Source organism: Nocardia sp. NPDC051052 (assembly GCF_044456045.1).
Lineage (GTDB): Bacteria > Actinomycetota > Actinomycetes > Mycobacteriales > Mycobacteriaceae > Nocardia.
Genome location: NZ_JBITFL010000012.1, coordinates 20,755 through 43,047, shown reverse-complemented (window position 1 = coordinate 43,047; position 22,293 = coordinate 20,755). Strand labels below are relative to the sequence as shown.

23 protein-coding genes and 1 riboswitch are annotated in these 22,293 nt (G+C 66.3%); of the genes, 10 read left to right on the top strand and 13 right to left on the bottom strand.

Going from position 1 to position 22,293, the window contains the following annotated elements:
- Nucleotides 1-8: 8 nt before the first annotated feature.
- The 6 genes from ACIBCN_RS33880 to ACIBCN_RS33855 form a co-directional block, all read right to left on the bottom strand.
- A complete protein-coding gene (locus ACIBCN_RS33880; RefSeq protein WP_396995775.1) occupies nt 9-863 on the bottom strand; it encodes an alpha/beta fold hydrolase in 855 nt (284 codons plus the stop codon).
- Between the two features lie 122 nt (nt 864-985).
- Nucleotides 986-2,248, bottom strand: coding sequence for an acyl-CoA dehydrogenase family protein (locus ACIBCN_RS33875; protein WP_396995774.1), 1,263 nt, complete (start codon nt 2,246-2,248; stop codon nt 986-988).
- A gap of 28 nt (nt 2,249-2,276) precedes the next feature.
- Nucleotides 2,277-3,155: an SDR family oxidoreductase gene (locus tag ACIBCN_RS33870; protein WP_375902922.1), complete on the bottom strand. Its 879-nt coding sequence runs from the start codon at nt 3,153-3,155 to the stop codon at nt 2,277-2,279.
- Nucleotides 3,156-3,242: 87 nt separating this feature from the next.
- Nucleotides 3,243-4,121 (bottom strand): MaoC/PaaZ C-terminal domain-containing protein, encoded by an 879-nt coding sequence (locus tag ACIBCN_RS33865; protein WP_396995773.1) that lies wholly within the window; start codon nt 4,119-4,121, stop codon nt 3,243-3,245.
- Entirely contained in the window at nt 4,118-4,555 is a 438-nt protein-coding gene (locus tag ACIBCN_RS33860) for an SRPBCC family protein (RefSeq protein WP_396995772.1), read from the bottom strand. The genes ACIBCN_RS33865 and ACIBCN_RS33860 overlap by 4 nt, the downstream gene beginning before the upstream one ends.
- Before the next feature lie 74 nt (nt 4,556-4,629).
- Nucleotides 4,630-5,874, bottom strand: coding sequence for a lipid-transfer protein (locus ACIBCN_RS33855; RefSeq protein ID WP_396995979.1), 1,245 nt, complete (start codon nt 5,872-5,874; stop codon nt 4,630-4,632).
- A 403-nt stretch (nt 5,875-6,277) separates the two neighbouring features.
- Here ACIBCN_RS33855 and ACIBCN_RS33850 point away from each other — a divergent pair, with 403 nt between their 5' ends.
- The gene (locus ACIBCN_RS33850) at nt 6,278-7,930 is read left to right on the top strand and encodes a purine-cytosine permease family protein (protein ID WP_396995771.1); all 1,653 of its coding nucleotides are present in this window, start codon (nt 6,278-6,280) and stop codon (nt 7,928-7,930) included.
- 10 nt (nt 7,931-7,940) lie between these two features.
- Here the strand turns inward: ACIBCN_RS33850 and ACIBCN_RS33845 are convergent, their stop codons facing one another.
- The 4 genes from ACIBCN_RS33845 to ACIBCN_RS33830 form a co-directional block, all read right to left on the bottom strand.
- Nucleotides 7,941-8,585 (bottom strand): TetR/AcrR family transcriptional regulator, encoded by a 645-nt coding sequence (locus ACIBCN_RS33845; protein ID WP_396995770.1) that lies wholly within the window; start codon nt 8,583-8,585, stop codon nt 7,941-7,943.
- Nucleotides 8,586-8,637: 52 nt separating this feature from the next.
- Nucleotides 8,638-9,804: an MFS transporter gene (locus ACIBCN_RS33840; RefSeq protein ID WP_396995978.1), complete on the bottom strand. Its 1,167-nt coding sequence runs from the start codon at nt 9,802-9,804 to the stop codon at nt 8,638-8,640.
- Nucleotides 9,805-10,247: 443 nt separating this feature from the next.
- Nucleotides 10,248-11,465 (bottom strand): NADP-dependent isocitrate dehydrogenase, encoded by a 1,218-nt coding sequence (locus ACIBCN_RS33835; protein ID WP_396995769.1) that lies wholly within the window; start codon nt 11,463-11,465, stop codon nt 10,248-10,250.
- Nucleotides 11,466-11,771: 306 nt separating this feature from the next.
- Entirely contained in the window at nt 11,772-13,274 is a 1,503-nt protein-coding gene (locus ACIBCN_RS33830) for an MFS transporter (protein ID WP_396995768.1), read from the bottom strand.
- 127 nt (nt 13,275-13,401) lie between these two features.
- On the opposite strand from ACIBCN_RS33830, the gene ACIBCN_RS33825 reads away from it, so the two are divergent.
- The 3 genes from ACIBCN_RS33825 (at nt 13,402) to ACIBCN_RS33815 (ending at nt 16,871) form a co-directional block, all read left to right on the top strand.
- Complete coding sequence (locus ACIBCN_RS33825; RefSeq protein ID WP_396995767.1) at nt 13,402-14,121, top strand: TetR/AcrR family transcriptional regulator; 720 nt, start codon at nt 13,402-13,404, stop codon at nt 14,119-14,121.
- A 51-nt stretch (nt 14,122-14,172) separates the two neighbouring features.
- Nucleotides 14,173-14,283, top strand: a riboswitch (SAM riboswitch).
- Between the two features lie 93 nt (nt 14,284-14,376).
- Nucleotides 14,377-15,714 carry a bifunctional o-acetylhomoserine/o-acetylserine sulfhydrylase gene (locus ACIBCN_RS33820; RefSeq protein WP_396995766.1) on the top strand — a complete coding sequence of 446 codons (1,338 nt, stop codon included), beginning with the start codon at nt 14,377-14,379 and terminating at the stop codon, nt 15,712-15,714.
- Nucleotides 15,711-16,871, top strand: a complete 1,161-nt coding sequence (locus tag ACIBCN_RS33815) for a homoserine O-acetyltransferase (protein WP_396995765.1) — start codon at nt 15,711-15,713, stop codon at nt 16,869-16,871. The genes ACIBCN_RS33820 and ACIBCN_RS33815 overlap by 4 nt, the downstream gene beginning before the upstream one ends.
- A gap of 38 nt (nt 16,872-16,909) precedes the next feature.
- On the opposite strand, the gene ACIBCN_RS33810 is transcribed toward ACIBCN_RS33815, so the two are convergent.
- The gene (locus ACIBCN_RS33810; RefSeq protein WP_396995764.1) at nt 16,910-17,563 is read right to left on the bottom strand and encodes a TetR/AcrR family transcriptional regulator; all 654 of its coding nucleotides are present in this window, start codon (nt 17,561-17,563) and stop codon (nt 16,910-16,912) included.
- Nucleotides 17,564-17,727: 164 nt separating this feature from the next.
- Here ACIBCN_RS33810 and ACIBCN_RS33805 point away from each other — a divergent pair, with 164 nt between their 5' ends.
- Nucleotides 17,728-18,678, top strand: a complete 951-nt coding sequence (locus ACIBCN_RS33805; RefSeq protein ID WP_396995763.1) for an oxygenase MpaB family protein — start codon at nt 17,728-17,730, stop codon at nt 18,676-18,678.
- Between the two features lie 85 nt (nt 18,679-18,763).
- Here the strand turns inward: ACIBCN_RS33805 and ACIBCN_RS33800 are convergent, their stop codons facing one another.
- Nucleotides 18,764-19,135 carry a winged helix-turn-helix transcriptional regulator gene (locus ACIBCN_RS33800; protein ID WP_396995762.1) on the bottom strand — a complete coding sequence of 124 codons (372 nt, stop codon included), beginning with the start codon at nt 19,133-19,135 and terminating at the stop codon, nt 18,764-18,766.
- Between the two features lie 69 nt (nt 19,136-19,204).
- Between ACIBCN_RS33800 and ACIBCN_RS33795 the strand changes: the two genes are divergently transcribed.
- On the top strand, nt 19,205-19,885 hold the full coding sequence (locus tag ACIBCN_RS33795; protein ID WP_396995761.1) for a nitroreductase family protein: 681 nt from the start codon (nt 19,205-19,207) through the stop codon (nt 19,883-19,885).
- Here the strand turns inward: ACIBCN_RS33795 and ACIBCN_RS33790 are convergent.
- A complete protein-coding gene (locus ACIBCN_RS33790) occupies nt 19,882-20,127 on the bottom strand; it encodes a DUF3017 domain-containing protein (RefSeq protein ID WP_223885296.1) in 246 nt (81 codons plus the stop codon). The genes ACIBCN_RS33795 and ACIBCN_RS33790 overlap by 4 nt on opposite strands.
- A 208-nt stretch (nt 20,128-20,335) precedes the next feature.
- Here ACIBCN_RS33790 and ACIBCN_RS33785 point away from each other — a divergent pair, with 208 nt between their 5' ends.
- The 4 genes from ACIBCN_RS33785 to ACIBCN_RS33770 all read left to right on the top strand — a co-directional run bounded on the left by ACIBCN_RS33785 (nt 20,336) and on the right by ACIBCN_RS33770 (nt 22,181).
- Nucleotides 20,336-20,881, top strand: coding sequence for a carboxymuconolactone decarboxylase family protein (locus ACIBCN_RS33785; protein WP_396995760.1), 546 nt, complete (start codon nt 20,336-20,338; stop codon nt 20,879-20,881).
- Nucleotides 20,882-21,006: 125 nt separating this feature from the next.
- The gene (locus ACIBCN_RS33780; protein WP_396995759.1) at nt 21,007-21,258 is read left to right on the top strand and encodes a hypothetical protein; all 252 of its coding nucleotides are present in this window, start codon (nt 21,007-21,009) and stop codon (nt 21,256-21,258) included.
- A complete protein-coding gene (locus ACIBCN_RS33775; RefSeq protein WP_396995758.1) occupies nt 21,255-21,668 on the top strand; it encodes a type II toxin-antitoxin system VapC family toxin in 414 nt (137 codons plus the stop codon). The genes ACIBCN_RS33780 and ACIBCN_RS33775 overlap by 4 nt, the downstream gene beginning before the upstream one ends.
- Before the next feature lie 48 nt (nt 21,669-21,716).
- Complete coding sequence (locus ACIBCN_RS33770; protein WP_396995757.1) at nt 21,717-22,181, top strand: tRNA (cytidine(34)-2'-O)-methyltransferase; 465 nt, start codon at nt 21,717-21,719, stop codon at nt 22,179-22,181.
- Nucleotides 22,182-22,293: the final 112 nt, after the last annotated feature.

The window sequence follows — 22,293 nt, the reverse complement described above, 5'->3', positions numbered from 1 at the left end:
TCACCACTCTAGGACGCGACGTCGGCCTGCTTGCTGTCGGATCGCGGGAAGCCAAGTAGCAGTCGGCAGACCTCGTCGGGGACGTCCAGTTGCGGGCAATGGCCCACGCCGGGAAGGGCGACGAACTCGCTGCCGGGCAACATCGCATGCAAGGCGCGGGCGGCGGAGATCGGGATGATGCGATCCTTGGTGCCGTGCACGACCAGGACCGGGCAGGCGATGACGAGATCGACGTGGCCCGAGGGATGTTCGCGGGCATAGCGGGTGGCGTCCCGGCCGCGCGCGGCGACGGCGGCCATATCGGGCACCGAACGCACGGCGGTGGTGAGGAATTCGGGGTCGGCGATGACGCCGGGGCCATAGACGAACAGCGCCACCGCACGCCGGACACCCCAGCGCACCAGCGCGGTCGGGATGGGCAGCAGGGCCACGAGGCGGAAGAACAGTCGGTATTCACGTAACCGGCCGACCCGGGCCAGCCAGTGCCGGGCCAAGAGTGGCTCGTCGAGGGCGACCACGGCGGTGACCTCGTCCGGATGCCGGGCGGCGGCGTGCAGGGCGGTGGCGGCGCCGAGCGAGTTGCCGACGAGGGTCAGCGGGCCGTGCTCGGCGATGATCGCGTCGACGAAGCTGTCGAACTGTGGAGTCAGCGGGCCCGGCTCGCGCGGATCCGCGAGGCCGAAGCCGGGGAGGTCGACGGCGAACGCCGCACGGCCCTCGGCCGCCAGCGCGGCGAGGACGCCGCGCCAGGTGTCCGCGCTGTCGGCGTAACCGTGCAGCAGCAGGATGGGGGTGCCGGTGCCGGGAACGGACAGGATTCGGGTCGTGACGCCGTGGTAGTGCGCCGTGGTTTCGGTGATCATCGGCCGGTTGCCCCTTTGCGAGCTCGCACCAGCACGGTGCGTAGGACCAGCGGCGTTTCGATGGCGGACAGGGCATCCCGAGCGCGCACGCCGTCGTAGCGCACCCGGGTCCCCGCAAAGCGTTATGCCAGTAGACCCTTGGCGATGTGCGTCACCTGGATCTCGTTACTGCCCGCGTAGATCATCAGCGACTTGGCGTCGCGCGCGAGTTGTTCCACGCGATACTCGGTCATGTATCCGTTGCCGCCGAACAGCTGCACTGCCTCCATGGCGACCTCGGTGGCCGCCTCGGATGCGTAGAGCTTCATCGCCGAGGCCTCGGCGAGCGTCGGCGGCTTGCCGGCGCGACCGCGCTCCAGCGTGTTGAACACCATGTTCTGCACGTTGATCCGGGCGATTTCCATCTTGGCCAGCTTGAGCTGGACGAGCTGGAAACGACCGATCTCCTGGCCCCAGAGCTTGCGATTCTTCGCGTAATCCAGGCAGAGCCGGTGACATTCGTTGATGATGCCGAGCGCCATGAAGCCGACACCGATGCGTTCCGCGGTGAAGCTGGACCTGGCGCTCTCCCGGCCGTCGCCGCCCTTGTGCTCCTCGGTTTCGCCGAGCAGACGGTCCTTGCCGAGGCGGACATTGTCGAAGAAGAGCTCGCCGGTGGGCGAGGCGTGCAGGCCCATCTTCTTGAACGGCTTGCCCTGGGTGAGCCCCTCCATGCCCTTGTCGAGGACGAAGGTGAGCACCTTGCGCTCGCGCTTGTCGCCGCCGTCGCCCTCGTCGAGCTTGGCGTAGACGATCATCACGTCGGCGAACGGGCCGTTGGTGATGAAGGTCTTCTGACCGTTGAGCAGGTAGTCGTCACCGTCGCGTCGGACGTAGGTCTTCATGCCGCCGAACGCGTCGGATCCCGAGTCGGGCTCGGTGATCGCCCATGCCGCAACCTTTTTCATGGTCACGATGTCGGCAAGCCAGCGTTCCTTCTGCGCCAGCGTGCCACGCGACATGATGGTGGTCGCGCCGAGGCCGATGCTGACGCCCATCGCGGTGACCAAACCCATACAGACACCGGACAGTTCGCCGATTAGCACCGCCATCAGCGATTCCTGCCCGGCGAACGGGCTACCGCCGGAGGACTTTTCCTTCTTCTTCTCCGGCAGTGGCTCGCCCGCGGCGATGGCCGCCTCTTTGGCGCGCTGCTTGCCGAGCAGCTTGTCCACCGCCTCGCCACCCATGGCGTCGATCCCGAACTCGCTGAACAGCTTCCGGATGATCGGGTACGGCGATAATTCGCCGCTGTCCAGCGCATCCAGATTGGGCCGGATCTCCTTGTCGATGAACGTCCGCACGGCATCGCGGATCATCACATCGGTCTCGGACCATTCGAACATCGTTGTTCTCCTTATCGTTCCGGCGAGCTCAGGGCAGCCGAGCGGAGATGTCGTCGATCAGCCACGGTCCCTCGGTCTCGATCGTCTTCACATCGTGCCAACCGGCCAGCTCGGAGATGGCACCGCCCTGCACCGCGAACACCTTGCCGGTGATCGGGCACTTGTCCGAGGCGAGGTAGGCGACCAGCGGCGAGATGTTGGCGGGACTGAAGGCGTCGAATTCGCCGTCTTCGACCTCGTCTGCCTCGGCCGCCATCATGGCGCCCATGCCTGGTGTGGCCAGGGTGAGCCGGGTGCGCGCGATCGGCGCGATGGCGTTGACGCGCACGCCGTAGCGGGCCAATTCGTCGGCCGCGACCAGGGTGAGCGCGGCAATCCCCGCCTTGGCCGCGCCGTAATTGGCCTGGCCCGCGTTCGGCACCGTGGTGCCGGAGGCGGACGCGGTGTTGATCACCGCGGCGTTCGGCTGGTTGCCCGCCTTGCTCTGGTCTTTCCAGAAGGCGGCGGCGTGGTGCAGTACGGCGGCGTGACCCTTGAGGTGCACGGCGATCACCGCGTCCCACTGCGCCTCGTCCAGGCCCGCGATGAACGCGTCGCGCAGGATACCTGCGTTGTTCACCACGATGTCGAGGCCGCCGAGCTCGGAAATCGCCTGGTCGACCACGTTTTTCGCGCCGTCCCAGGTGGCGATGTTCGCGGTGTTGGCGACCGCGGTGCCACCGGCGGCGATGATCTCGTTCGCGACCTCTTGCGCGGGCGTGGTGTCGGTGCCCTCGCCCGCATTGCTACCGCCGAGGTCGTTGACGACCACGGCCGCGCCCTCACGGGCGAACAGCAGCGCGTGCTCGCGACCGATGCCGCGACCGGCGCCGGTGATGATGGCTACTCGACCTTCGAGTGCACCCATCGATGTCTCCTCTTCCTGAAGTCTGTGCTGAAAGTTGCGACTGGACAACGACCTTCGCCGGGACGGCGGAACCGTCCCGGCGAGCGGTCACTCCGCGATCTCGGCGAGTCCGTCGCTCAGGACGACATCGTCACCGCGCACGGTCTCGAAGGCATAGGTGGTGATGCCGTCGGCGGAACCGACCTTCCAGATACGGGTCTCCAGATCGTCGCCAGGGAAAACCATCTTGGCGAAGCGCACCGCGAAACGCTTGAGCCGGTTGACATCCGACGCACCGACCTCGGTCAGCACCGCCCACGACGCGAACGCCATGGTGCACAGCCCGTGCGCGATGATGCCGGGCAGCCCGGCGTCCTTGGCCACCTGCTCGTCCAGGTGTAGCGGCACGGGATCGCCGGAAGCCGGTGAGTACCGGAAGGTTTGGTCGTCGTCCACATGTTGCGGGACAACGGCCACCGGCGGCTGCGCCCGCAGGTTCTCGTCGAACTTGTGCGCAGGCGCCGTGGCACCAACCGTCTTACCCGCGTCGATATTGCGGAAGAAGGCGGTCAGGTACTGCTCGTTGACCAATTCCCCTGCCTCGGTGCGACATTCGACGAGGATGGTGATGGCCGTGCCGTTGGACCGGCTGGTGTAACCAGTCGCCTTGGCGCGCGAGACCAGCTGGTCGCCCGGCTGGATGGCGCGGTGGAAGTGGAAGTCCTGCTCGCCGTGCACGACCCGGCCGAAGATGTCCAACGGCGCGACCTCGATCACCGGCATCATCATCGCCTCGAAGACGGGGACGATCGCGAAGACCGGCGAGGCGACCTTGCCCGCGAGATGTGCCTCGATCGGATCGTTGGTGGCTGCGGCATATTCACCGATGCGCTCGCCGATTACCTCGAAACGTTCGTCTTCACACCAGGTTTCGAGACCGGCGTCGTCGAATTCGACGAGCCGGGCCGTAGTGGTTTCCGAGGTCATGCCGATGCCAGGGCGTCGAGCTGCTCGAGAGACTTGTCCAGCTGCTTGAGGCCGTCCTTCTCGACCGCCTTGCCGAGCGCACCCTTGATCAGCGCGCCCTCGAAGTCACCGGAGACCACGATGGTACTGCCGCCGTCACCCTTGGGCTGGATGTCGAAGGTGAATTCGGTCTTCACGCCGGCCATGCCGGTGCCGCCGAGGGTGAGCTTGGTCGGCTGCTGGACCGAGACCACGGTCCACTCCAGCTTGTTCGCCATGCCGAGCATGACGATCTTGGCGACCAGCTTGGCGCCCTCGGTCAGCACGGCGGGCGGCTCCTCCATGAAGCGCTCGTGGATGGTGAACCACTTCTCCCAGGTGTTCGGGTCGGAGACGACCGTCCAGAGCGCCACCGGGGTGGCGTTGACGTCCTTGGTTGCTTCGATGTGTCCCATTGCGATAACTCCTCGTCGAATTTCGTTGTGCGAGTGCAGCGAATCAGCGCTGAAGTGGATGACGCTTCGCGAGCTCAGCGTTCTGCGCGCTGGTAGGCGGTCACGACCGCGGCACCGCCGAGGCCGATGTTGTGCTGCAGGCAGGCGGTGACGTTGTCGACCTGGCGCTTGTCGGCGGTGCCGCGCAGCTGCCAGGTGAGCTCGGAGCACTGCGCCAAACCGGTTGCGCCGAGCGGGTGCCCTTTGGAGATCAGGCCGCCGGATGGGTTCACCACCCACTTGCCGCCGTAGGTGGTCAGGTTGTCGTCGATCAGCTTTCCGGCTTCGCCCTCGCCACACAGGCCGAGCGCCTCATAGGTCAGCAGTTCGTTCGCCGAGAAGCAGTCGTGCAGCTCGATGGCCTGGAAGTCCTCCGGGCCGAGGCCGGACTGCCGGTACACCTGGCGCGCGGCTTGCACGGTCATGTCGTAGCCGACCAGGTTCTTGGCGGTCTCGTCGAAGGTCGAGGTGAAGTCGGTGGTCATCGCCTGTCCGACGATCTCCACCGCCTGCGCGGCCAGGTTGTGCTTGTCCACGAACGCCTCGCTGGCCAGGATCACCGCGCCGGAACCGTCGGAGGTCGGCGAGCACTGCAGCTTGGTGAGCGGGTCGTAGATCATCCGCGAGCCGAGGATGTCATCCATCGAATACTCGTCCTGGAACTGCGAATACGGGTTGTTCACCGAGTGCTTGTGGTTCTTGTAACCGATCTTGGCGAAGTGTTCGGCGGTGGTGCCGTACTGCTTCATGTGCTCGCGGCCGGCCGCGCCGAACATCCACGGCGCCACCGGAAACAGCACCTCGGAGATCTCGGCGAGCGCCATGATGTGCCTGGCCATCGGCTGCTCGCGGTCGTCCCAGGTGGAGCCGAGCGAGCCGGGCTGCATCTTCTCGAAGCCGAGCGCCAGCGCGCAGTCCACAAGCCCGCCCCGAATCGACTGTGCCGCAAGGTAAAGCGCGGTCGAGCCGGTGGAACAGTTGTTGTTGACGTTGACCACCGGGATGCCGGTCATGCCGAGCTCGTAGACCGCGCGCTGGCCGGAGGTGGATTCGCCGTAGACATAACCGACGTAGGCCTGCTCGACCAGGTCGTAGGCGATGCCCGCGTCGGCGAGCGCCTTGGTTCCGGACTCGCGAGCCATATCGGGGTAGTCCCAATCGGTGCCGTCTTCGTTCTTGCGGCGGCCCGGCTTCTCGAACTTCGTCATGCCGACGCCGACCACATAGACCCTGCTCGCGAAGCGAGTCGATGGGCGGCGGTCGGGTGACGGGTGGGCCATGTTCGCCATCGAACTCCTCAGGTTGTGCCTGTCCCGGCGCGCTCCGCCGGGTACTGCCCGCAGGCGGGCAGCGTTGGGCCGATCCGTCCGGATCCAGCTGGAAACAAACATACAGAGATGTATGTAAGTACGCAAGGTTGTCATCGTTACCGCAGGTTGCGGGTTTCAAATAGCCAGGTGGTAGCACTTGACCTTCGACATACCGGTGGAGGTGTATGTATTGCCAGTCCGTGCTGGTACACAGCGATTCCTCGGGCCCGACCACAGCGCGAAATCCTTGTTGTGATCTGCCTCACCACCGCGAATGCCGTAACAGCCGCGTAATCGTTCGGAAATTCCCCGACCACAACCGTGTACGACCGTCGGATGGTTGCATTCAACAGTGTGGGCATGAGGAGTAAACGTGGTCGAGCTCGAGACCCGGTCGTCGAATTCTGACGGGATCGCCGCAGCGAAGGAAACACTCGAGGACTACACCCTCCGGTTCGCACCACGGAGTTATCGAAAATGGAGCCCGGCCGTGGTCGGGATCTCTGCCCTCGGCGGCATCGCCTACCTGGCCGACTTCGCCATCGGCGCGAATATCGGCATCGCGCACGGCACCGGAAACGCGCTGCTAGGTATCGGCTTCTTCGCGATCGTCATCATGGTGACCGGGTTTCCGCTCGCCTATTACGCGGCGCGCTACAACCTCGATCTCGACTTGATCACCCGCGGTAGCGGATTCGGCTATTACGGCTCGGTGCTGACCAATGTCGTGTTCGCCTCGTTCACCTTCATCTTTTTCGCGCTGGAGGGCTCGATCATGGCCCAGGGGCTGGAACTCGGCCTGGGCGTACCGCTGTGGCTCGGGTATCTGGCCTCGACGCTACTGATCTTCCCGTTGGTCATCTACGGCATGAACACGCTGGCCAAACTGCAGGTCTGGACGACGCCGCTGTGGCTGTTGCTGATGGTGCTGCCGTTCGGGTTCCTGCTGGTGCGGCATCCGGATTCGGTGTCGTCGTTCTTCGCCTACGGCGGCGAGAACGGTTCTGGGGTAAGCGTTTCCGGCACGCTGCTGGCCGCGGGCGTGTGCCTTTCGTTGATCGCGCAGATCGCCGAGCAGATCGACTACCTTCGCTTCATGCCGCCGCGCACGCCGGAGAACGCGCGCAAGTGGTGGGGCTGGATGCTGCTGGCCGGACCGGGCTGGGTGGTCTTCGGTGCGCTCAAGCAGGTGGTCGGCCTGTTCCTCGCGGTGTATCTGATCGCGAATCTGCCTGCCGCGCAGGGCATCGCGAATCAGCCGGTGCACCAGTTCCTGGAGATCTACCGCGACATGGTGCCGGGCTGGCTGGCGATGACGCTGGCCGTGGTGCTCGTGGTGATCAGTCAGATCAAAATCAATGTCACGAACGCCTACTCGGGGTCGCTGGCCTGGACCAACTCCTACACCCGGGTCACCAAGTCCTACCCGGGCCGGCTGATCTTCCTCGCCGTGAACCTGGTGATCGCGCTGATCCTGATGGAAGCCAACATGTTCGACTTCCTCAACAACATCCTCGGCTTCTACGCCAACTGCGGCATCGCCTGGATCGTCACCGTCGCAACGGATATCGCGGTCAACAAGTACCTGCTGAAGATCTCGCCGAAGCAGCCGGAGTTCCGTCGCGGCATGCTCTACGACTTCAACCCCGTCGGCCTGGTCGGGTTCGGTCTCTCCGCGGTGCTGTCGATCATGACGTTCTTCGGCGTCTTCGGTGAGCTGCTGAAGCCGTACTCCCCCATCGTCGCGCTGGTGGTCGCGTTCGTCGCCACCCCGCTCACCGCGGTCGCCACCAAGGGCAAGTACTACCTGCGCCGCACCGACGACGGCATCGACCTGCCGATGTTCGATGAGCACGGCAACCCGTCCGGCGAAACCCTGACCTGCCACATCACCGGCCTGGAATTCGAACGCCCCGACATGATCGCCTCGGCGATCCCCGGCCCCGAAGGCGAGATCCAGTACATCAGCTCCCTCGCCCTCTCCACCGACAAGGCGGGCCACCACCTCCTCCCGCAACAGCGTTGACCCCGAGCGGTCAGTCGGCCGCGCGTACGTCGGCGAGTGCGGCTTCGGCGATGTTGCGGAGGTGGGCGGTGGCGCGGCGCCAACGGCGTTGGGCGCGTTCGTTGTCCGGGTCGACGAAGTTGGAGATGAGGATGCCGCGTAGCGCGTCCATGGCGGTGTAGACGAAGTCGCGGGCCTCTTTGCGGCGGATTTCGTCGGGGACGAAGCGGGCGACGGCCATCAGGACGGCGTTGTTGACGAACGGCTCGACCTTTTCCATCGCGGCGGCCAGCACCGGATCGGTGCGGCCGGCGACCCACAGCTCGACGGTCGCGATGAACAGCGGGCCCTGGTGCAGCTCCCACAGGAATTCCAGCGCGGCGGCGACGGGATCGTCGCCGCGCTCGACCTTGGCCATCTCCCGCATCGCGGTCTCGGCGCGCAGTTGAGCCAAGTGGCTGATGGCGGCGACGACCAGGTCGGTCTTGGAACCGAAGTGATGCACCTGGGCGCCGCGGGTGACGCCTGCGCGTTCGGCGACCCGCGGCGTCGTGGTGCCCGCGTAGCCGAACTCGACCAGACAGTCGATGGTCGCGTCGAGCAGCCGGGTGCGCATCTCGGTGCTGCGTTGCTCCTGGGTGCGGCGCTGCGGTTTCGCGACTTCGATCCTGGCCATCCGGCGATTCTACACTTACATACAGCTCTGTATGTTCAGATGCGGCACGACGTCAGGCGACCAGCGCCGCGGCCGCGACCAGGCGAGCGTCGCGGCGGGCGGCGAAGACGGTGATCGCGAACAGCGCCACGCCGACCACGGCGAGCCCGGCGCCGACCATGGCGGGCGCGGTGTAACCGAGCCCGGCCGCGATCACGGCACCGCCGAGCCACGCACCCGCGGCGTTGGCGATGTTCAGCGCGGCGTGGTTCAGCGCGGCGGCCAGGGTCTGCGCCTCGTGCGCCACGTCCATCAGCCGGGTCTGTAGTCCGGGTGCCAGCGACGCGCCGGTCGCGCCGACCAGGAACGCGCCGATCGCGGCGGTGTACGGATTGTGGGCCGCCGCAACGAATATCGCGAGGATGACGGCCATGCCGATCATCGAGGCGTAGATCGCCCGATCGACGCCTCGGTCGGCGAGCACGCCACCGACAATATTGCCGACCACCATGCCGACGCCGAACAGCATCAGCACGATCGGCACCAGCCCGGCCGACATACCGGCGACGCTGGTGAGTGTGGTGGTGATGTAGGTGTAGACGGCGAACATGCCGCCGAAGCCGATCGCGCCGACCAGCAGGGTGAGCAACACCTGGGGACGGCGCAGTGCGCCGAGTTCGGTCATCGGGTTGGTCATGGTGATGCCGGTGAGCTCCGGCACGAAGCGGATCAGTGCGGCTACCGTCGCCAGCCCGATCACCGCGACCACCACGTAGGCGTCGCGCCAGCCGAGATGCTGGCCGAGCCAGGTGGCTGCGGGAACGCCGACAACATTGGCGGCGCTCAACCCGAGCATAACCGCGGCAACCGCCTTCGCTCGCTGACCCACCGGGGCAAGCGTGGCGGCGGCCAGCGAGGCGACGCCGAAATACGCGCCGTGCGGCAGGCCGGAGACGAACCGGGCGAGCACCAGGGTTTGGAAGGTCGGCGCGAGCACGGTCGCGACGTTGCCCAGCGTGAACGCCGCCATCAGCGCGATGAGCAGCTTCTTGCGGGAGACCCGCGCGCACAGGGCGGCGATCACCGGCGCGCCGATCACCACGCCGAGCGCGTACGCCGAGACCGCGTGCCCCGCGGTCGGCTCGGAAACACCCATGGCGCGCGCGATATCCGGCAGCAAACCCATGGTGACGAATTCTGTTGTGCCGATACCGAATCCACCGAGCGCCAGCGCGAGCATGGCAGGCATATGCCAAGTCGTCCGCGCAGGCTCGGGGCGTGCGGGGGCCTGGGCGGCGAGTGGTGTGGTCACGTATCCATGAAACGCCTCAACAGGCGGTTTCGCTTCCCCGGTAAACGTGAGTTGAGACACGCTAACAATCAAGAAAACGTGCAGGTCAGAATGTAAAAACGCGCAATAGGGACACGTCGCGGCCCGCCACCTGGCAAATTCCATTCGGAAACAACCGCGTACCCGAAGCGACCCGGACGACCGGACGACCGGATGTGGCCAGCGTCATCCCTGCCTCGGATTCGCTTCTGGCGTCGAGCTATTCGACTGCTCGACGGCGCTCGGCCGCGCCGGAAAAACAGTCCGGGCACCCGTACCACCGTGTGGTGCGGGTGCCCGTAAGGTCATCCTCCCGGCGCCGGATTCGCTTCCAGCGCCGGGTTATTCCCTGTTCAGCGCAGTGCGCGGGCCAGGTTTGCGTCGAGCGCGCCGAGGAATTCCTCGGTGCTCAGGTAACCCTGGTCGCCACCGACCAGCGACGCGAGGTCCTTGGTCATCTGACCGCCTTCGACGGTCTTGATGACGACATCCTCGAGGGTCTGCGCGAAGCCGATCACCTCGGGGGTGTTGTCGAGCTTGCCGCGGTGCTCGAGCCCGCGCGTCCAGGCGAAAATCGACGCGATCGGGTTGGTGGAGGTCGGCTTGCCCTGCTGATGCTGGCGGTAGTGCCGGGTGACGGTGCCGTGCGCGGCCTCCGCCTCACAGGTCTTGCCGTCCGGGGTCAGCAGCACCGACGTCATCAGGCCGAGCGAACCGAAGCCCTGGGCCACGGTGTCGGACTGCACGTCACCGTCGTAGTTCTTACAGGCCCAGACGTAACCGCCCTCCCACTTCATGGAGGAGGCGACCATGTCGTCGATCAGGCGGTGCTCGTAGGTCAGGCCCGCCGCGTCGAACTGGGTCTTGAATTCGGCATCGAACACCTCCTGGAAGGTGTCCTTGAACATGCCGTCGTAGGCCTTGAGGATGGTGTTCTTCGTCGAGAGATACACCGGGTAGTTCTGCTGCAGGCCGTAGTTGAACGAGGCCCGCGCGAAATCGATGATCGAAGCCTTGAAGTTGTACATGCCCATGACGACGCCGCCGTCTTCCGGCATCTGCACGACCTCGTGCTGGATCGGCTCGCTGCCGTCCTCCGGCGTGAAGGTGATGGTGACCGAGCCGGCCTGATACACCTTGAAGTCGGTGGCGCGGTACTGGTCGCCGAAGGCGTGACGGCCGATGATGATCGGCTTGGTCCAGCCGGGCACCAGGCGCGGAACGTTGGAGATGATGATCGGCGCACGGAAAATGGTGCCACCGAGGATGTTGCGGATGGTGCCGTTGGGCGACCGCCACATCTTCTTCAGGCCGAATTCCTCGACGCGCGCCTCATCAGGGGTGATGGTGGCGCACTTGACGCCGACGCCGTGGCGCTTGATCGCCTCGGCCGCGTCGATGGTGACCTGGTCGTCCGTCTTATCCCGGTATTCGATGCCCAGGTCGTAGTACTCGAGATTCACATCGAGATACGGGTGGATCAGCTTGTCCTTGATGAACTGCCAGATGATCCGGGTCATCTCGTCGCCGTCGAGTTCGACGACGGTACCTTCAACCTTGATTTTGGACATGGATCTTCGTGTCCTCCTAGGATGGTGCCCTCATTGCACGGCCAGGTGAACACGCTTGTGAGCGGACCCCAGCTGTTCCAACAGACAACGTATATGCCCCGCGTTGTCCGCGAGACGTGTGGTGCAAACAAGACAAGCGTACTGCTGCCGATGATCGTGGTGTGCGGGCAGCCCCCCGAGTGAGAAACCCCACGAACTTACTGGCTGGTAGGTCATTCCGCAATTCGCAGGTCACCCCGTCCAACGACCGCGGTCCGCGCATCGCCGAGCTGGCGATACGCGGACCGAGGGGTGTTGCGGGGAAGTTCAGACGCCGACGTGGACCGGGCGCGCCCCGTCCTCGGCACCCTCGATCAGGTTCGCCGGCCGGTCCCTGATCATGAACGCGATCACCGGAACGGCGGCGAGGAAGAACCCGGCGCCGACGTAGAACGCCACGTCGTAGCTGTGGATCGAGGCGCGGGCGATCAGGTTGTCGATCGTGGCGTGACTCTCCGCGTAGGACTTGGCGGTCTGCACCGAGATGGTGGTCAGCAGCGCCGTGCCGACCGCGCCACCGACCTGCTGCGCCGCGTTCAGCAGCGCACTGGCCACGCCGGAATCCGCCTCCTCGACCTGATGCAGCGCGACGGTCTGCATGCCGACGAACAGCGGACCCATGCCGAGCGCGATCAGCACCTGCGCGGGCAACACGCTGGACGCGTAGCTGTCACCGAAACCGAGCTGCGCCAGCCACAGCAGGCCGAGCACCCCGAGCACCGCACCGGCCACCATCAGCGGACGCGGGCCGAGCTTCGGCAGCAGCGCACTGGTGACACCCGCGGAGATCGCGATGCCGGCCGGGAAGGGCAGGAACGCGAAACCGGCCTTCAGCGACGAGTAGCCCAGCGTGATCTGGAAGTAGTAGCTGAGGAACAGGAACATCGCGAACATGGCGATCGGCACAAGCAGCGCGGCGAGGAACGCGCCGCCACGGTTGATCTCGCCCGGAATGTGCAGCGGCAGTAGCGGATTGGCCGAGCGCCGTTCGATGACGACGAACGCGATCAGCAGCGCGGCACCGGCGATGAGCAGGCCGAGGGTGCTGCCGGACAGCCAGCCGTCCTCGGCGGCGCGGCTGAACCCGTAGACGATCGAGATCAGGCCGAGCGTCACGGTGACCGCGCCTGGCACGTCGTAGCCGCCGGTACGCGGCGTCGGCACGTCCTTGACCACCCACGCCAGCGCGCCGAGCAGGGCGAGCAACGCGATCGGGGTGTTCACCAGCAGGCACCAGCGCCACGAGGCGTACTCGGTGAGCGCGCCACCGGCGATCAGTCCGAGCGCGGCACCACCGGCCGAGATACCCGCGAACACGCCGAATGCGGTGGCCCGCTCGCGCGCCTCGGTGAAGGTCACCGACAACAGCGACAACGCCGCCGGTGCGAGCAACGCCGCGAACGCGCCCTGCAGTGCGCGCCCGGCGAACATCTCCGCGCCGTTCTGCGCGAGACCGGCAAGTGCCGACGCGGCGGCGAAACCGACCAGGCCGATGATGAACATCCGGCGTCGGCCCAGGTAGTCGGCCAGCCGACCGCCGAGCAGCAGCAGGCCGCCGAAGATCAGCGTGTAAGCGGTCAGCATCCACTGCTTGTTGCCGTCGCTGATGCCGAGATCCTGCTGGGCGAACGGCAGCGAGATGGTCACGATGGTGGCGTCCAGCACCACCATGAGCTGGGCCAATGCGATAACGCCGAGGGCGAACCAGCGCGCCGAACCGCCTCGTTTTTCAGATATTTCTACCGCTTGCGCAGTGTCGGTCACGGTCATCTCCTCATCGTTCGAACTCGGTGGCTATCCTGTCAGCAGGCGCCAATTGGCGTCAAGCGAAAAATGTCGTGATGCGACATTTGGCGGTTAATGACACGAAAACACTGGGTTTCGATAAGGTGGGAGCATGCTCGAGTCACCGACGCCGACGGGCGCGAGTGCCGCAGCGCAGACCACTGCGAGCGCCGCGACGAACGCCAACCCCGGCCTGCGCGAACGCAAGAAGCAGCAGACCAGGTTGCGGATCATCGAGATCGGCCTGAACTTGTGCGAAGCACAGGGTTTCGACGCGACCACGGTCGAGCAGATCGCCAATGCGGCCGACGTATCGCCGCGCACGATCAACCGGTACTTCGACAGCAAAGAGGACATCGTCCTCGGTCCGATCCAGGACTTCGGCCAGGCCGTGGCGGCGGCGCTGCGCCAGCTCCCGGTCACCGACAACGAACTGGAATCGCTGCGCACGGCGTTTCTGCAGGTGGTCGACCGAGCCGTCAGCGAACCCGGCGGCGGGCCGGTCTCCTTCCGGCAATTCCAGCAGATGCAGCGGATCGTGCGCAGCAGTCCCTCGGTCAGCGCGCGCAGCATCGAACACGCCGATAACAAGAACATCGCCATCGCCGAGGTGGTCGCCGAGCGGCTCGACAGCACGCCCTGCGCGCTCCCGGTGCGGCTGATTCTCGGCACCTGGCAGCTCATCGGTCACCTGGCCATGGAATGCGGCGAGAGCATGTTCGACTACGACGATCTGCACGAGGCCGCCGCGGCAGGCCGGAACTCCTTCACCGCGGCGTTCAAAGAGTTCTTCCGCGTCTGCGGCGGCGCGCGGACCAGCGCGTCCGGCTGAGTTCGACGACAGAATTCGGCCGCCGCTCGACGGCCGGTTATGATGCCCTCAGGTCATGAGTGCCAGCGCGAAGCCCCGGCTTGCTGGACGGCAACCCTCCAGCAGCGGTGGGGTGCTCCGGGTGATGACCGGGCTCTCGAAGGTCGAGAGCAAGCGCGCTTTCAGGAGGTTCCCGAAATGTGTTGTTGTCCTTCGCCTAAATCCCGATAACCCCCTGTAGTTCTGGCGAACAACCTTTTCCTTGGAGCAACGCTCATGAGTAATTCCACCCTGCCCGCGGCCGATATCGATCCCACCGCGCAGTGGTCCTTCGAGACCAAGCAGGTGCACGCGGGCCAGGCACCGGAAGCCACCACCGGCGCCCGGGCCCTGCCCATCTACCAGACCACCTCGTACGCCTTCCGCGATACCGATCACGCCGCGGCGCTGTTCGGCCTCGCCGAGCCGGGCAACATCTACACCCGGATCATGAACCCCACCCAGGACGTGGTCGAGCAGCGCGTCGCCGCGCTCGAAGGTGGTGTCGCCGCACTGCTGCTGGCCTCCGGACAGGCCGCGGAGACGTTCGCGATCTTGAACCTGGCGGCCTCGGGCGATCACATCGTGTCCAGCCCGCACCTCTACGGCGGCACCTACAACCTCTTCCACTACTCGCTGCCCAAGCTCGGCATCGAGGTGTCCTTCGTCGACGACCCCGACGACCTGGACCAGTGGCGGGCCGCGATCCGGCCGAACACCAAGGCGTTCTACGGCGAGACCATCGCCAACCCCAGCAGCGCTGTCTTCGACATCCCCGGTATCTCCGCCGTCGCGCACGAGGCCGGGCTGCCGCTGATCGTGGACAACACCGTTGCCACGCCGTACCTGATCCAGCCGCTGGCGCACGGCGCCGACATCGTCGTGCACTCGGCGACCAAGTACCTCGGCGGGCACGGTTCGGCGGTGGCGGGTGTGCTCGTCGACGGCGGCACCTTCGACTGGACGGTGACCGACGCGCAGGGACAGCCGCGCTTCCCCGGCTTCACCACCCCGGACCCGAGCTATCACGGCGCGGTGTTCGCCGACCTCGGCGCGCCCGCCTTCGCGCTCAAGGCGCGCGTGCAGTTGCTGCGCGACCTCGGCTCGGCGATCTCGCCGTTCAACGCGTTCCTGATCAGCCAGGGCATCGAGACGCTGAGCCTGCGGGTCGAGCGGCATGTCGCCAACGCCAAGGCGGTCGCCGAATTCCTGACCAACCAGCCCGACGTCACGAAGGTGATCTACGCGGGTCTGCCGACTTCGCCCTGGTACGAGCGGGCCAAGCAGCTGGCACCGAAGGGTCCCGGCGCGATCGTCGCCTTCGAACTGCGCGGCGGTGTCGATGCGGGCAAGAAGTTCGTCGACGGATTAGTCCTGCACAGCCATGTGGCTAACATCGGAGATGTGCGCTCCCTCGTGATTCATCCCGCGTCGACCACACATTCGCAGCTGACGCCCGACGAGCAACTGCTCGCCGGTGTCACGCCGGGTCTGGTCCGTTTGGCGGTGGGGATCGAGGGCATCGAGGACATTCTGAGCGACCTGCGTGCCGGTTTCGCGGCGGCGGCGACGTGACGGTGAGTACCGAACCGAGTTTCGCCCGTTCGTCCGGGGTGGCCCTGCCACCCCCGGACGGGCGGCTCGGCATCATCGCCATCGGAGACGTGAAGCTGGAAAGCGGCGCGGTCATCCCGCAGGTGCACCTCGCGGTGCAGCGGTGGGGCGAGCTCTCCCCCGCGCTGGACAACGTGGTGCTGGTCGAGCACGCGCTGACCGGCGACTCGCACGTGGTCGGCCACCCGGACGACATTCATCAGCTGCCCGGCTGGTGGGACGGGATGGTCGGGCCGGGCTGTCCGCTCGACACCGACAAGTGGTGTGTGATCGCGACGAACGTGCTCGGCGGCTGCCAGGGCAGCACCGGCCCTTCGACGCTGGCGCCCGACGGAAAGCCTTGGGGCGCACGGTTTCCGGATATCTCCATCCGCGACCAGGTGTCCGCCGAGGCGGCGCTGATGGACCGGCTCGGCATCGAGCGGCTTGCCGCGGTGGTCGGCGGGTCGATGGGCGGCATGCGGGTGCTGGAGTGGATGGTCGGCGCGCCGGACCGGGTCGGCTCCGCGCTGGTGCTGGCCGTCGGCGCCCGCGCCACCGCCGACCAGATCGGCACGCAGACCACCCAGATCGCGGCGATCAAGGCCGATCCGGACTGGCAGGGCGGCGATTATCACGACACCGATCGCGCCCCGATGGCCGGCATGGGCATCGCCCGGCGGATCGCGCACCTGACCTATCGCACCGAGGACGAGCTGGATCACCGGTTCGAGAACAGCGCGCAGGGCGCCGAGGATCCGTGGCGCGGCGGCCGGTACGCGGTGCAGAGCTACCTCGACCACCAGGCCGACAAACTCTGCGGGCGTTTCGATCCCGGCACCTACGTGCTGCTGACCGAGGCGATGAACCGGCACGACGTCGGGCGCGGACGCGGCGGCGTCCGAGCGGCGCTGGCCGCGACGCCGGTGCCGTGCGTGGTCGGTGGCGTCGACTCCGATCGGCTGTATCCGCTGCGCACGCAGCAGGAACTCGCCGAGGGATTGCCGGGCTGCGACGGACTCGAGGTCGTGCACTCGCGCGACGGACACGACGGGTTCCTCACCGAGGCCGCGGCGGTGTCCAAGTTGCTGACCGAGACGATGCGGTTGGCGCAGCAGAGCCGTCAGCCTGCCAACTGAATCCACTTCGAGCGCAGCGGTTTCCGCCGCGCGCGCGATCAATCGGCGGCGGGGGCGCCGACCAGCAGGCCGACGATGGCGTGGACGAATCCCTGGAGGCGTTCGCGCGGGTATTCGTCGGGCTCGCTGACCGCCAGCCTGCCGAGCATCTCGGCGACCTGTAGCAGCGAGTTGGTGAGCAGACCGGAATCCACTCCGGCCCAACGGGGTTCGAGCGCGGTGCCGATCCGCACCAGCGCTTCGGCCTGGTCGAAGATGCCCGCGCGGGACTTGCGCAATGCCTCGCGATATTCGTCGGGGGCGTTGCCAGGTCCGGCGAGGATCAGGCGCCAGCGGGTCGGATTCTCCAGTGCCACACCGACGAACGCCTCGACGGTGGCCGAGGCCGCGACGACCGGGTCGGCGCCCATCAGGTCGGTCGGCATGGTCTCGGCGACCTGCTCGAGGCCGCGCTCGCGCTCCCGTTCCAGCAGTGCCGCAACGAGTTCGGCGCGAGTTTTGAAGACGGTGTAGAGCACCGGCTTGCCGACGCCTGCCTCCTGGGCGACCGCCTCCATGCTCAGTTCGTGCAGTTCCGCCCGGCTCAGCACCGTGAAGGCGGCGTCGAGCAGCTGGGCTCGTCGCTGCTCCGGCGGCAGCCGTGGCGCGTAGCGCCTGCGCGGCTTGTCCGCCGCAGTACGCGATGTCGTCACTGCCGCTGCACCTCCATGCGGTTCATCCTGACAGTATTCCGGTCTCGATCCCGCATCCCGTCCGACACAAATGCTACGCAACCGTTGTATTCATTGCCAGCAATTGCTACGGTTGCGTTGTATTCACCCCCGGTGCCGGGGCGATCATCGCAAAGGAGCACGTGATGCACTTCGATCCGACCACCCTGCGCCGGGACGACTACGGGTTCTTCGGCCCCGATTCGCCCAGCTGGAAGGTCTGGACCGCGCCGACCGCGGTCATCGGCTTCCAGCGGGCCGTCGTGCTCGAGCACTTCGATCCGTTCCTCACCGCGGCCGTCGCCGACTCGCGCGGCATCTACAGCGACCCGCGCAAGCGCCTCGATCGCACCTTCTCCTACTTCCTGATCGCCGCGATCGCCGACGGGCGCACCGCCATCCAGGCGGCCGAGCACCTCATGCAGATCCACGCGCCGATGACCGGCATCGAACCGATCAGCGGGAACCGCTACAGCGCGAACAGCCCGGACACCCAGCTGTGGATCCACATCACCGGCTGGCACTCGGTGCTCAAGGCGTACGAAATGTTCGGGCCGGGACTGACGCCGGAAGAGGAGACGCGCTTCTGGCAGGAATGCGCGATCGCGGCCGAACTGCAGACCTGCAAGCCCGAGGACGTGCCGCGCTCGCGCGCCGAGGTACGCGAGTACTACGCGCGGGTCCGCCCCCGGCTGTGCACTTCCGAACAGGCGGAGGAGGGCATGCACCATCTGCTGTGGACCTCACCGCGCAATGGCGCGGGCATCTCGTATGCCATTGGGAGCAGGCTGCTTTCGCTCGCCTCGGTGGCCACGCTGCCGAAGTGGATGCGCAAGCTCGGGCGTTTCGATCGGTGGGGCATCGTCGATCTCGCGGTTCGGCTGCCCGCCAAGGCGCTCGTCTGGGGGTTCACCCGGTTCAACTCGTTCGGACTGCTGGTCGCGGCGCCGTTCGTCGCGCCGATGGCGGGGCAGATCCTGAAGGAGCACATCAACGCGCAGCCGCCGACCCGGCTGGAGACGATCAGCCCGACGGAGGCACGCGCGTTGTACGGCAGTCGATCCGGGCGCGCCGCGCTGGTCGCCGAGCCGGCCTGAGTTTCGGGTTCGCCCGGCGCATCGAGGGGTGCGGCGGGCGGTTCACCGAATTGGTTTCCGCCGCAGCGGAATCCGCCGTGGCGGCTCACTCCGCGCGGCGCGCCTGCTCGATCAGGTTGATGTTGGATTCGATCCAATCGCGCAGTGCCGCAATGGGTGTGCGCAGGCTGTGGCCGAGATCGGTGAGGGTGTACTCGACGCGCGGCGGAACGGTGGGATGCACGGTGCGCGTGAGGAATCCGTCGGTCTCCAGCTCGCGCAGGGTCTGCGTCAGCATCTTCTGCGAGATGCCTTCGATGCGCTTGTGCAGATCGGTGTAGCGCATGGTGCCGTCGGCCAGGGCGTCGACGATCAGTACCGTCCACTTGCCCGCGATCCGGTCGAGCACCTGACGGGTGGGACATTTGGCCGAGTAGATGTCGGCGGGCAGTCCGGAACCCTCGATAAGCGTGCGCACCTTCGAGAGTGTAACGCACTTTTTAGTGCCTTCTTCCTATTAGAGCGCCACTCTCCGATAGTAAGAATCATGGAAACACAGACACTTTCGGTTCCCGCCGCGATCCGCGCCCGCCGCACCACTCGCCACTTCCGGCCCGAGCCCCTAGCGTCGGAGCTGATCGATGAACTGCTGGACCTGGCGGTGCAGGCGCCGAGCGCATGGAACATGCAGGATCGCTCGATCGTCGTGGTCACCAGCGAATCCGGGCGGCAGGCGCTGTCGAAGGCCGCGTTCGGCCAGCCGCAGCCGCTGGAGGCGCCGGTCGTTTTAGTCTTCGTCGCCGATCCGACGGCCTGGCAGGACAGCAATGCCGACATCGCCGAACTGGCCGGGCGCAACGGGGCGTGGAACGCGGAGTTCGCCGCGATGTTCCACTCGCGCAACGAGTTCCAGTCGTTGCGGGAACGCGGGCTACTCCGGGAGAACGCGGTCAAGAACGCGATGATCGCGGCCACCTACGTCATGCTCGCCGCCACCAGCCTCGGCCTGTCCTCGGCTCCGATGAACGGCTGGGACCCCGACCTGGTCAAGCAGGCCATCGGTATCGGCGATCGCGACGATCTGGCCATCGCGGTCCTGGTCGCCGTCGGTTACAGCGACGCCACCCCGCCGCACCCCGGTCGGCGCCCTCGCGAACAGGCGGTCTTCACCGAGCAGTACCCCGTATCCCTTTGCGCACCAACACTGCCCGCGCCTGCCGGGAACTAGCCGACGCCGAGGGTGTTGATGGTGGCGGCGATGAAGACGATGGCGGACCCGAGCAGGGTCAGCGCGCCGACGTCGAAGGGCTTGCTGCGCACGGCGAGCAAGCCAACCCGCGCGGTCGGCAGGCACAGGCGGAACGCCGCCGCGAGTAGGGTTGCCCCGCCGAAGAACAGTGCGCCGCGGCGCCACCGATCCTGGGCCACGAACACGATCGCCACCGCGATGACCAGTGTCACGACGACCATCGGCAGGTGGCTGCGCAGGAACTGGGAGCCCAGGTTGCTGCCTGCGCGCTGGCCCGCGGTGGACGTGTCGGCGTCGGTCACCCCCCGATTCTTACAGACTCCGCACACCGCGCGCGCCGTCGACGGGCTCAGTCGGCGGCCACAAACGTCTACTACGGAACGTAGTTTGAATGTAGAGTCGAATCATCCGATCTAGGAGGGTGGGTTGATGAGAGCCTTGACACGGATCCGGCACTACCTGAAGGCAGTGCGGCAAGCGAAGCGGAACCGGTCCGATCTGACCGGTTGGCTGCTGCGACGACCACAACTCTTGTTCAGCACCATGGTGTTCGAGTCCGCGCTGCTGTTCACCAACCGGCTGGACCCGAAGCTCAAAGAGCTGGCCGAGCTGAAAACCGCGGGCCTGGTGAACTGCGAGTTCTGCCTGGACATCGGCTCCGCGCTGGCCCAGTCCGCAGGCCTCACCGAGCAACAACTCGCCGACCTGCCGCGCTACCGAACCAGCGACGCCTACACCGACCTGGAAAAGCTCGTCATCGCCTTCGCCGAAGCCATGACCGCCACCCCCGCCGTCGACCTAGACGACCTGCGCTCCACCTTGCTGACCCACCTCTCGAAATCCCAACTCGCCGAACTAGCCGCCACCATCGCCTGGGAAAACCAGCGCGCCCGCCTCAACCAGGGCCTCGGCGTACGCCCGACCGGCATGGCCGAGGGCGGCATGTGCGCACTGCCGGAGCGTCCGGCGAACTGAGTCCCGTCGACTTCCGCGCAACGCCAGCCGCCTATTTTCGATGTTCAAGACAACCGGCGTGCTTCTGTCGTGACTTCCGGTTTCGTATTCACTACGATCGCCTCGTCTTCACTACAATCATCGACATGACCGCAGCTCACGACTACGAAGACCTGCATCGTCTTGTCGATAGGCTCACGCCGAACCAAGCGCATGCGCTGCGGGCCGTCGCATTGCAGTTGGTTGTCACTGACGGCCCGCAGCAAAGCCCCTCCACCGACCCCCCGGGCGAGCGGCGACGGCATCTTTCGTTCGCCGGCGTGATGGACGCCGAACCTGATCTCGCCGCGAGGTCGGAAGATCTGCTCCGCGAAGAACGTGGTAAACAAGCCGAGTGATCGTCTGCGACACAGGCCCGCTTGTTGCCGTACTGAACAAGAACGACGCGGATCATCGGCGCTGCCTGGATCTCCTAGAAACTCATCCTGGGCCGCTGCTCGTGCCGAGCCCCGTGCTCGCCGAAGTCTGCTATTTCTTGGAGACTCGCGTTGGGCCTTCCGTCGAGGCTACGTTCCTCGAGTCGATCGCCAACGAGGAAATCAAACTCGTCGACCTCACCCGAGCCGACCTGTTGCGGATGGCCGAACTGGTTCGCAAATACGCGGCCTTCCCGTTGGGAGCCGTCGATGCCGCCGTCCTTGCGGTCGCCGAGCGCCTCGACGTCCATGAGGTCGCGACCCTGGATCTTCGGCACTTCAGCGCTGTGCGAACGCGTCACCCAGCACCGCTCCGGCTGCTACCCGACTGACCGACTCGTCCGATGGGCGGCCGAGGCCACCTGGTTGACTGGTGCGTTGTGTTCCGACTGATGTTTCATGAGCCCGCGATCCCTGGGAATACCGGCAATGCGATTCGGCTGGTGGCGGGGACGGGGTGTGAGCTGCATTTGGTCGAGCCGTTGGGGTTCGATCTTTCGGAGGCGAAGTTGCGGCGGGCCGGGTTGGATTACCACGATCTGGCTTCGGTGACGGTGCACAAGGATCTGGCAGCGGCGTGGGAGGCGGTGCGGCCGGAGCGGGTTTTCGCGTTCACGACGCAGGCGAAGACGCATTACACCGAGGTGGATTATCGGGAAGGTGATGTGTTGCTCTTCGGCACCGAACCGACGGGGTTGCCTGCGGCGGTGCTCGATGATCCGCACGTGACCAGCCAGCTGCGCATCCCCATGCTACCGGGCCGCCGTTCGATGAACCTGTCCAACGCCGCAGCGGTCACGGTGTACGAAGCCTGGCGCCAGCTCGGCTTCGACGGCGGCGTGTGATCGCCGCGCACGAATTCGCGGTCGGCGCACCGAATCGCCAACGGAATCGTGCGCGGCACGACAACGGGTGCGCGGCACGATACGGCGTTCTTCGGTACTCCCCTGCGAAAAC

Bases quoted from the DNA above. Each gene is read 5' to 3' on its own strand.
- ACIBCN_RS33880 (WP_396995775.1), bottom strand. From the start codon at position 863: ATGATCACCGAAACCACGGCGCACTACCACGGCGTCACGACCCGAATC.
- ACIBCN_RS33875 (WP_396995774.1), bottom strand. From the start codon at position 2,248: ATGTTCGAATGGTCCGAGACCGATGTGATGATCCGCGATGCCGTGCGG.
- ACIBCN_RS33870 (WP_375902922.1), bottom strand. From the start codon at position 3,155: ATGGGTGCACTCGAAGGTCGAGTAGCCATCATCACCGGCGCCGGTCGC.
- ACIBCN_RS33865 (WP_396995773.1), bottom strand. From the start codon at position 4,121: ATGACCTCGGAAACCACTACGGCCCGGCTCGTCGAATTCGACGACGCC.
- ACIBCN_RS33860 (WP_396995772.1), bottom strand. From the start codon at position 4,555: ATGGGACACATCGAAGCAACCAAGGACGTCAACGCCACCCCGGTGGCG.
- ACIBCN_RS33855 (WP_396995979.1), bottom strand. From the start codon at position 5,874: ATGGCCCACCCGTCACCCGACCGCCGCCCATCGACTCGCTTCGCGAGC.
- ACIBCN_RS33845 (WP_396995770.1), bottom strand. From the start codon at position 8,585: ATGGCCAGGATCGAAGTCGCGAAACCGCAGCGCCGCACCCAGGAGCAA.
- ACIBCN_RS33840 (WP_396995978.1), bottom strand. From the start codon at position 9,804: ATGCTCGCGCTGGCGCTCGGTGGATTCGGTATCGGCACAACAGAATTC.
- ACIBCN_RS33835 (WP_396995769.1), bottom strand. From the start codon at position 11,465: ATGTCCAAAATCAAGGTTGAAGGTACCGTCGTCGAACTCGACGGCGAC.
- ACIBCN_RS33830 (WP_396995768.1), bottom strand. From the start codon at position 13,274: ATGACCGTGACCGACACTGCGCAAGCGGTAGAAATATCTGAAAAACGA.
- ACIBCN_RS33825 (WP_396995767.1), top strand. From the start codon at position 13,402: ATGCTCGAGTCACCGACGCCGACGGGCGCGAGTGCCGCAGCGCAGACC.
- ACIBCN_RS33820 (WP_396995766.1), top strand. From the start codon at position 14,377: ATGAGTAATTCCACCCTGCCCGCGGCCGATATCGATCCCACCGCGCAG.
- ACIBCN_RS33805 (WP_396995763.1), top strand. From the start codon at position 17,728: ATGCACTTCGATCCGACCACCCTGCGCCGGGACGACTACGGGTTCTTC.
- ACIBCN_RS33795 (WP_396995761.1), top strand. From the start codon at position 19,205: ATGGAAACACAGACACTTTCGGTTCCCGCCGCGATCCGCGCCCGCCGC.
- ACIBCN_RS33790 (WP_223885296.1), bottom strand. From the start codon at position 20,127: ATGGTCGTCGTGACACTGGTCATCGCGGTGGCGATCGTGTTCGTGGCC.
- ACIBCN_RS33785 (WP_396995760.1), top strand. From the start codon at position 20,336: ATGAGAGCCTTGACACGGATCCGGCACTACCTGAAGGCAGTGCGGCAA.
- ACIBCN_RS33780 (WP_396995759.1), top strand. From the start codon at position 21,007: ATGACCGCAGCTCACGACTACGAAGACCTGCATCGTCTTGTCGATAGG.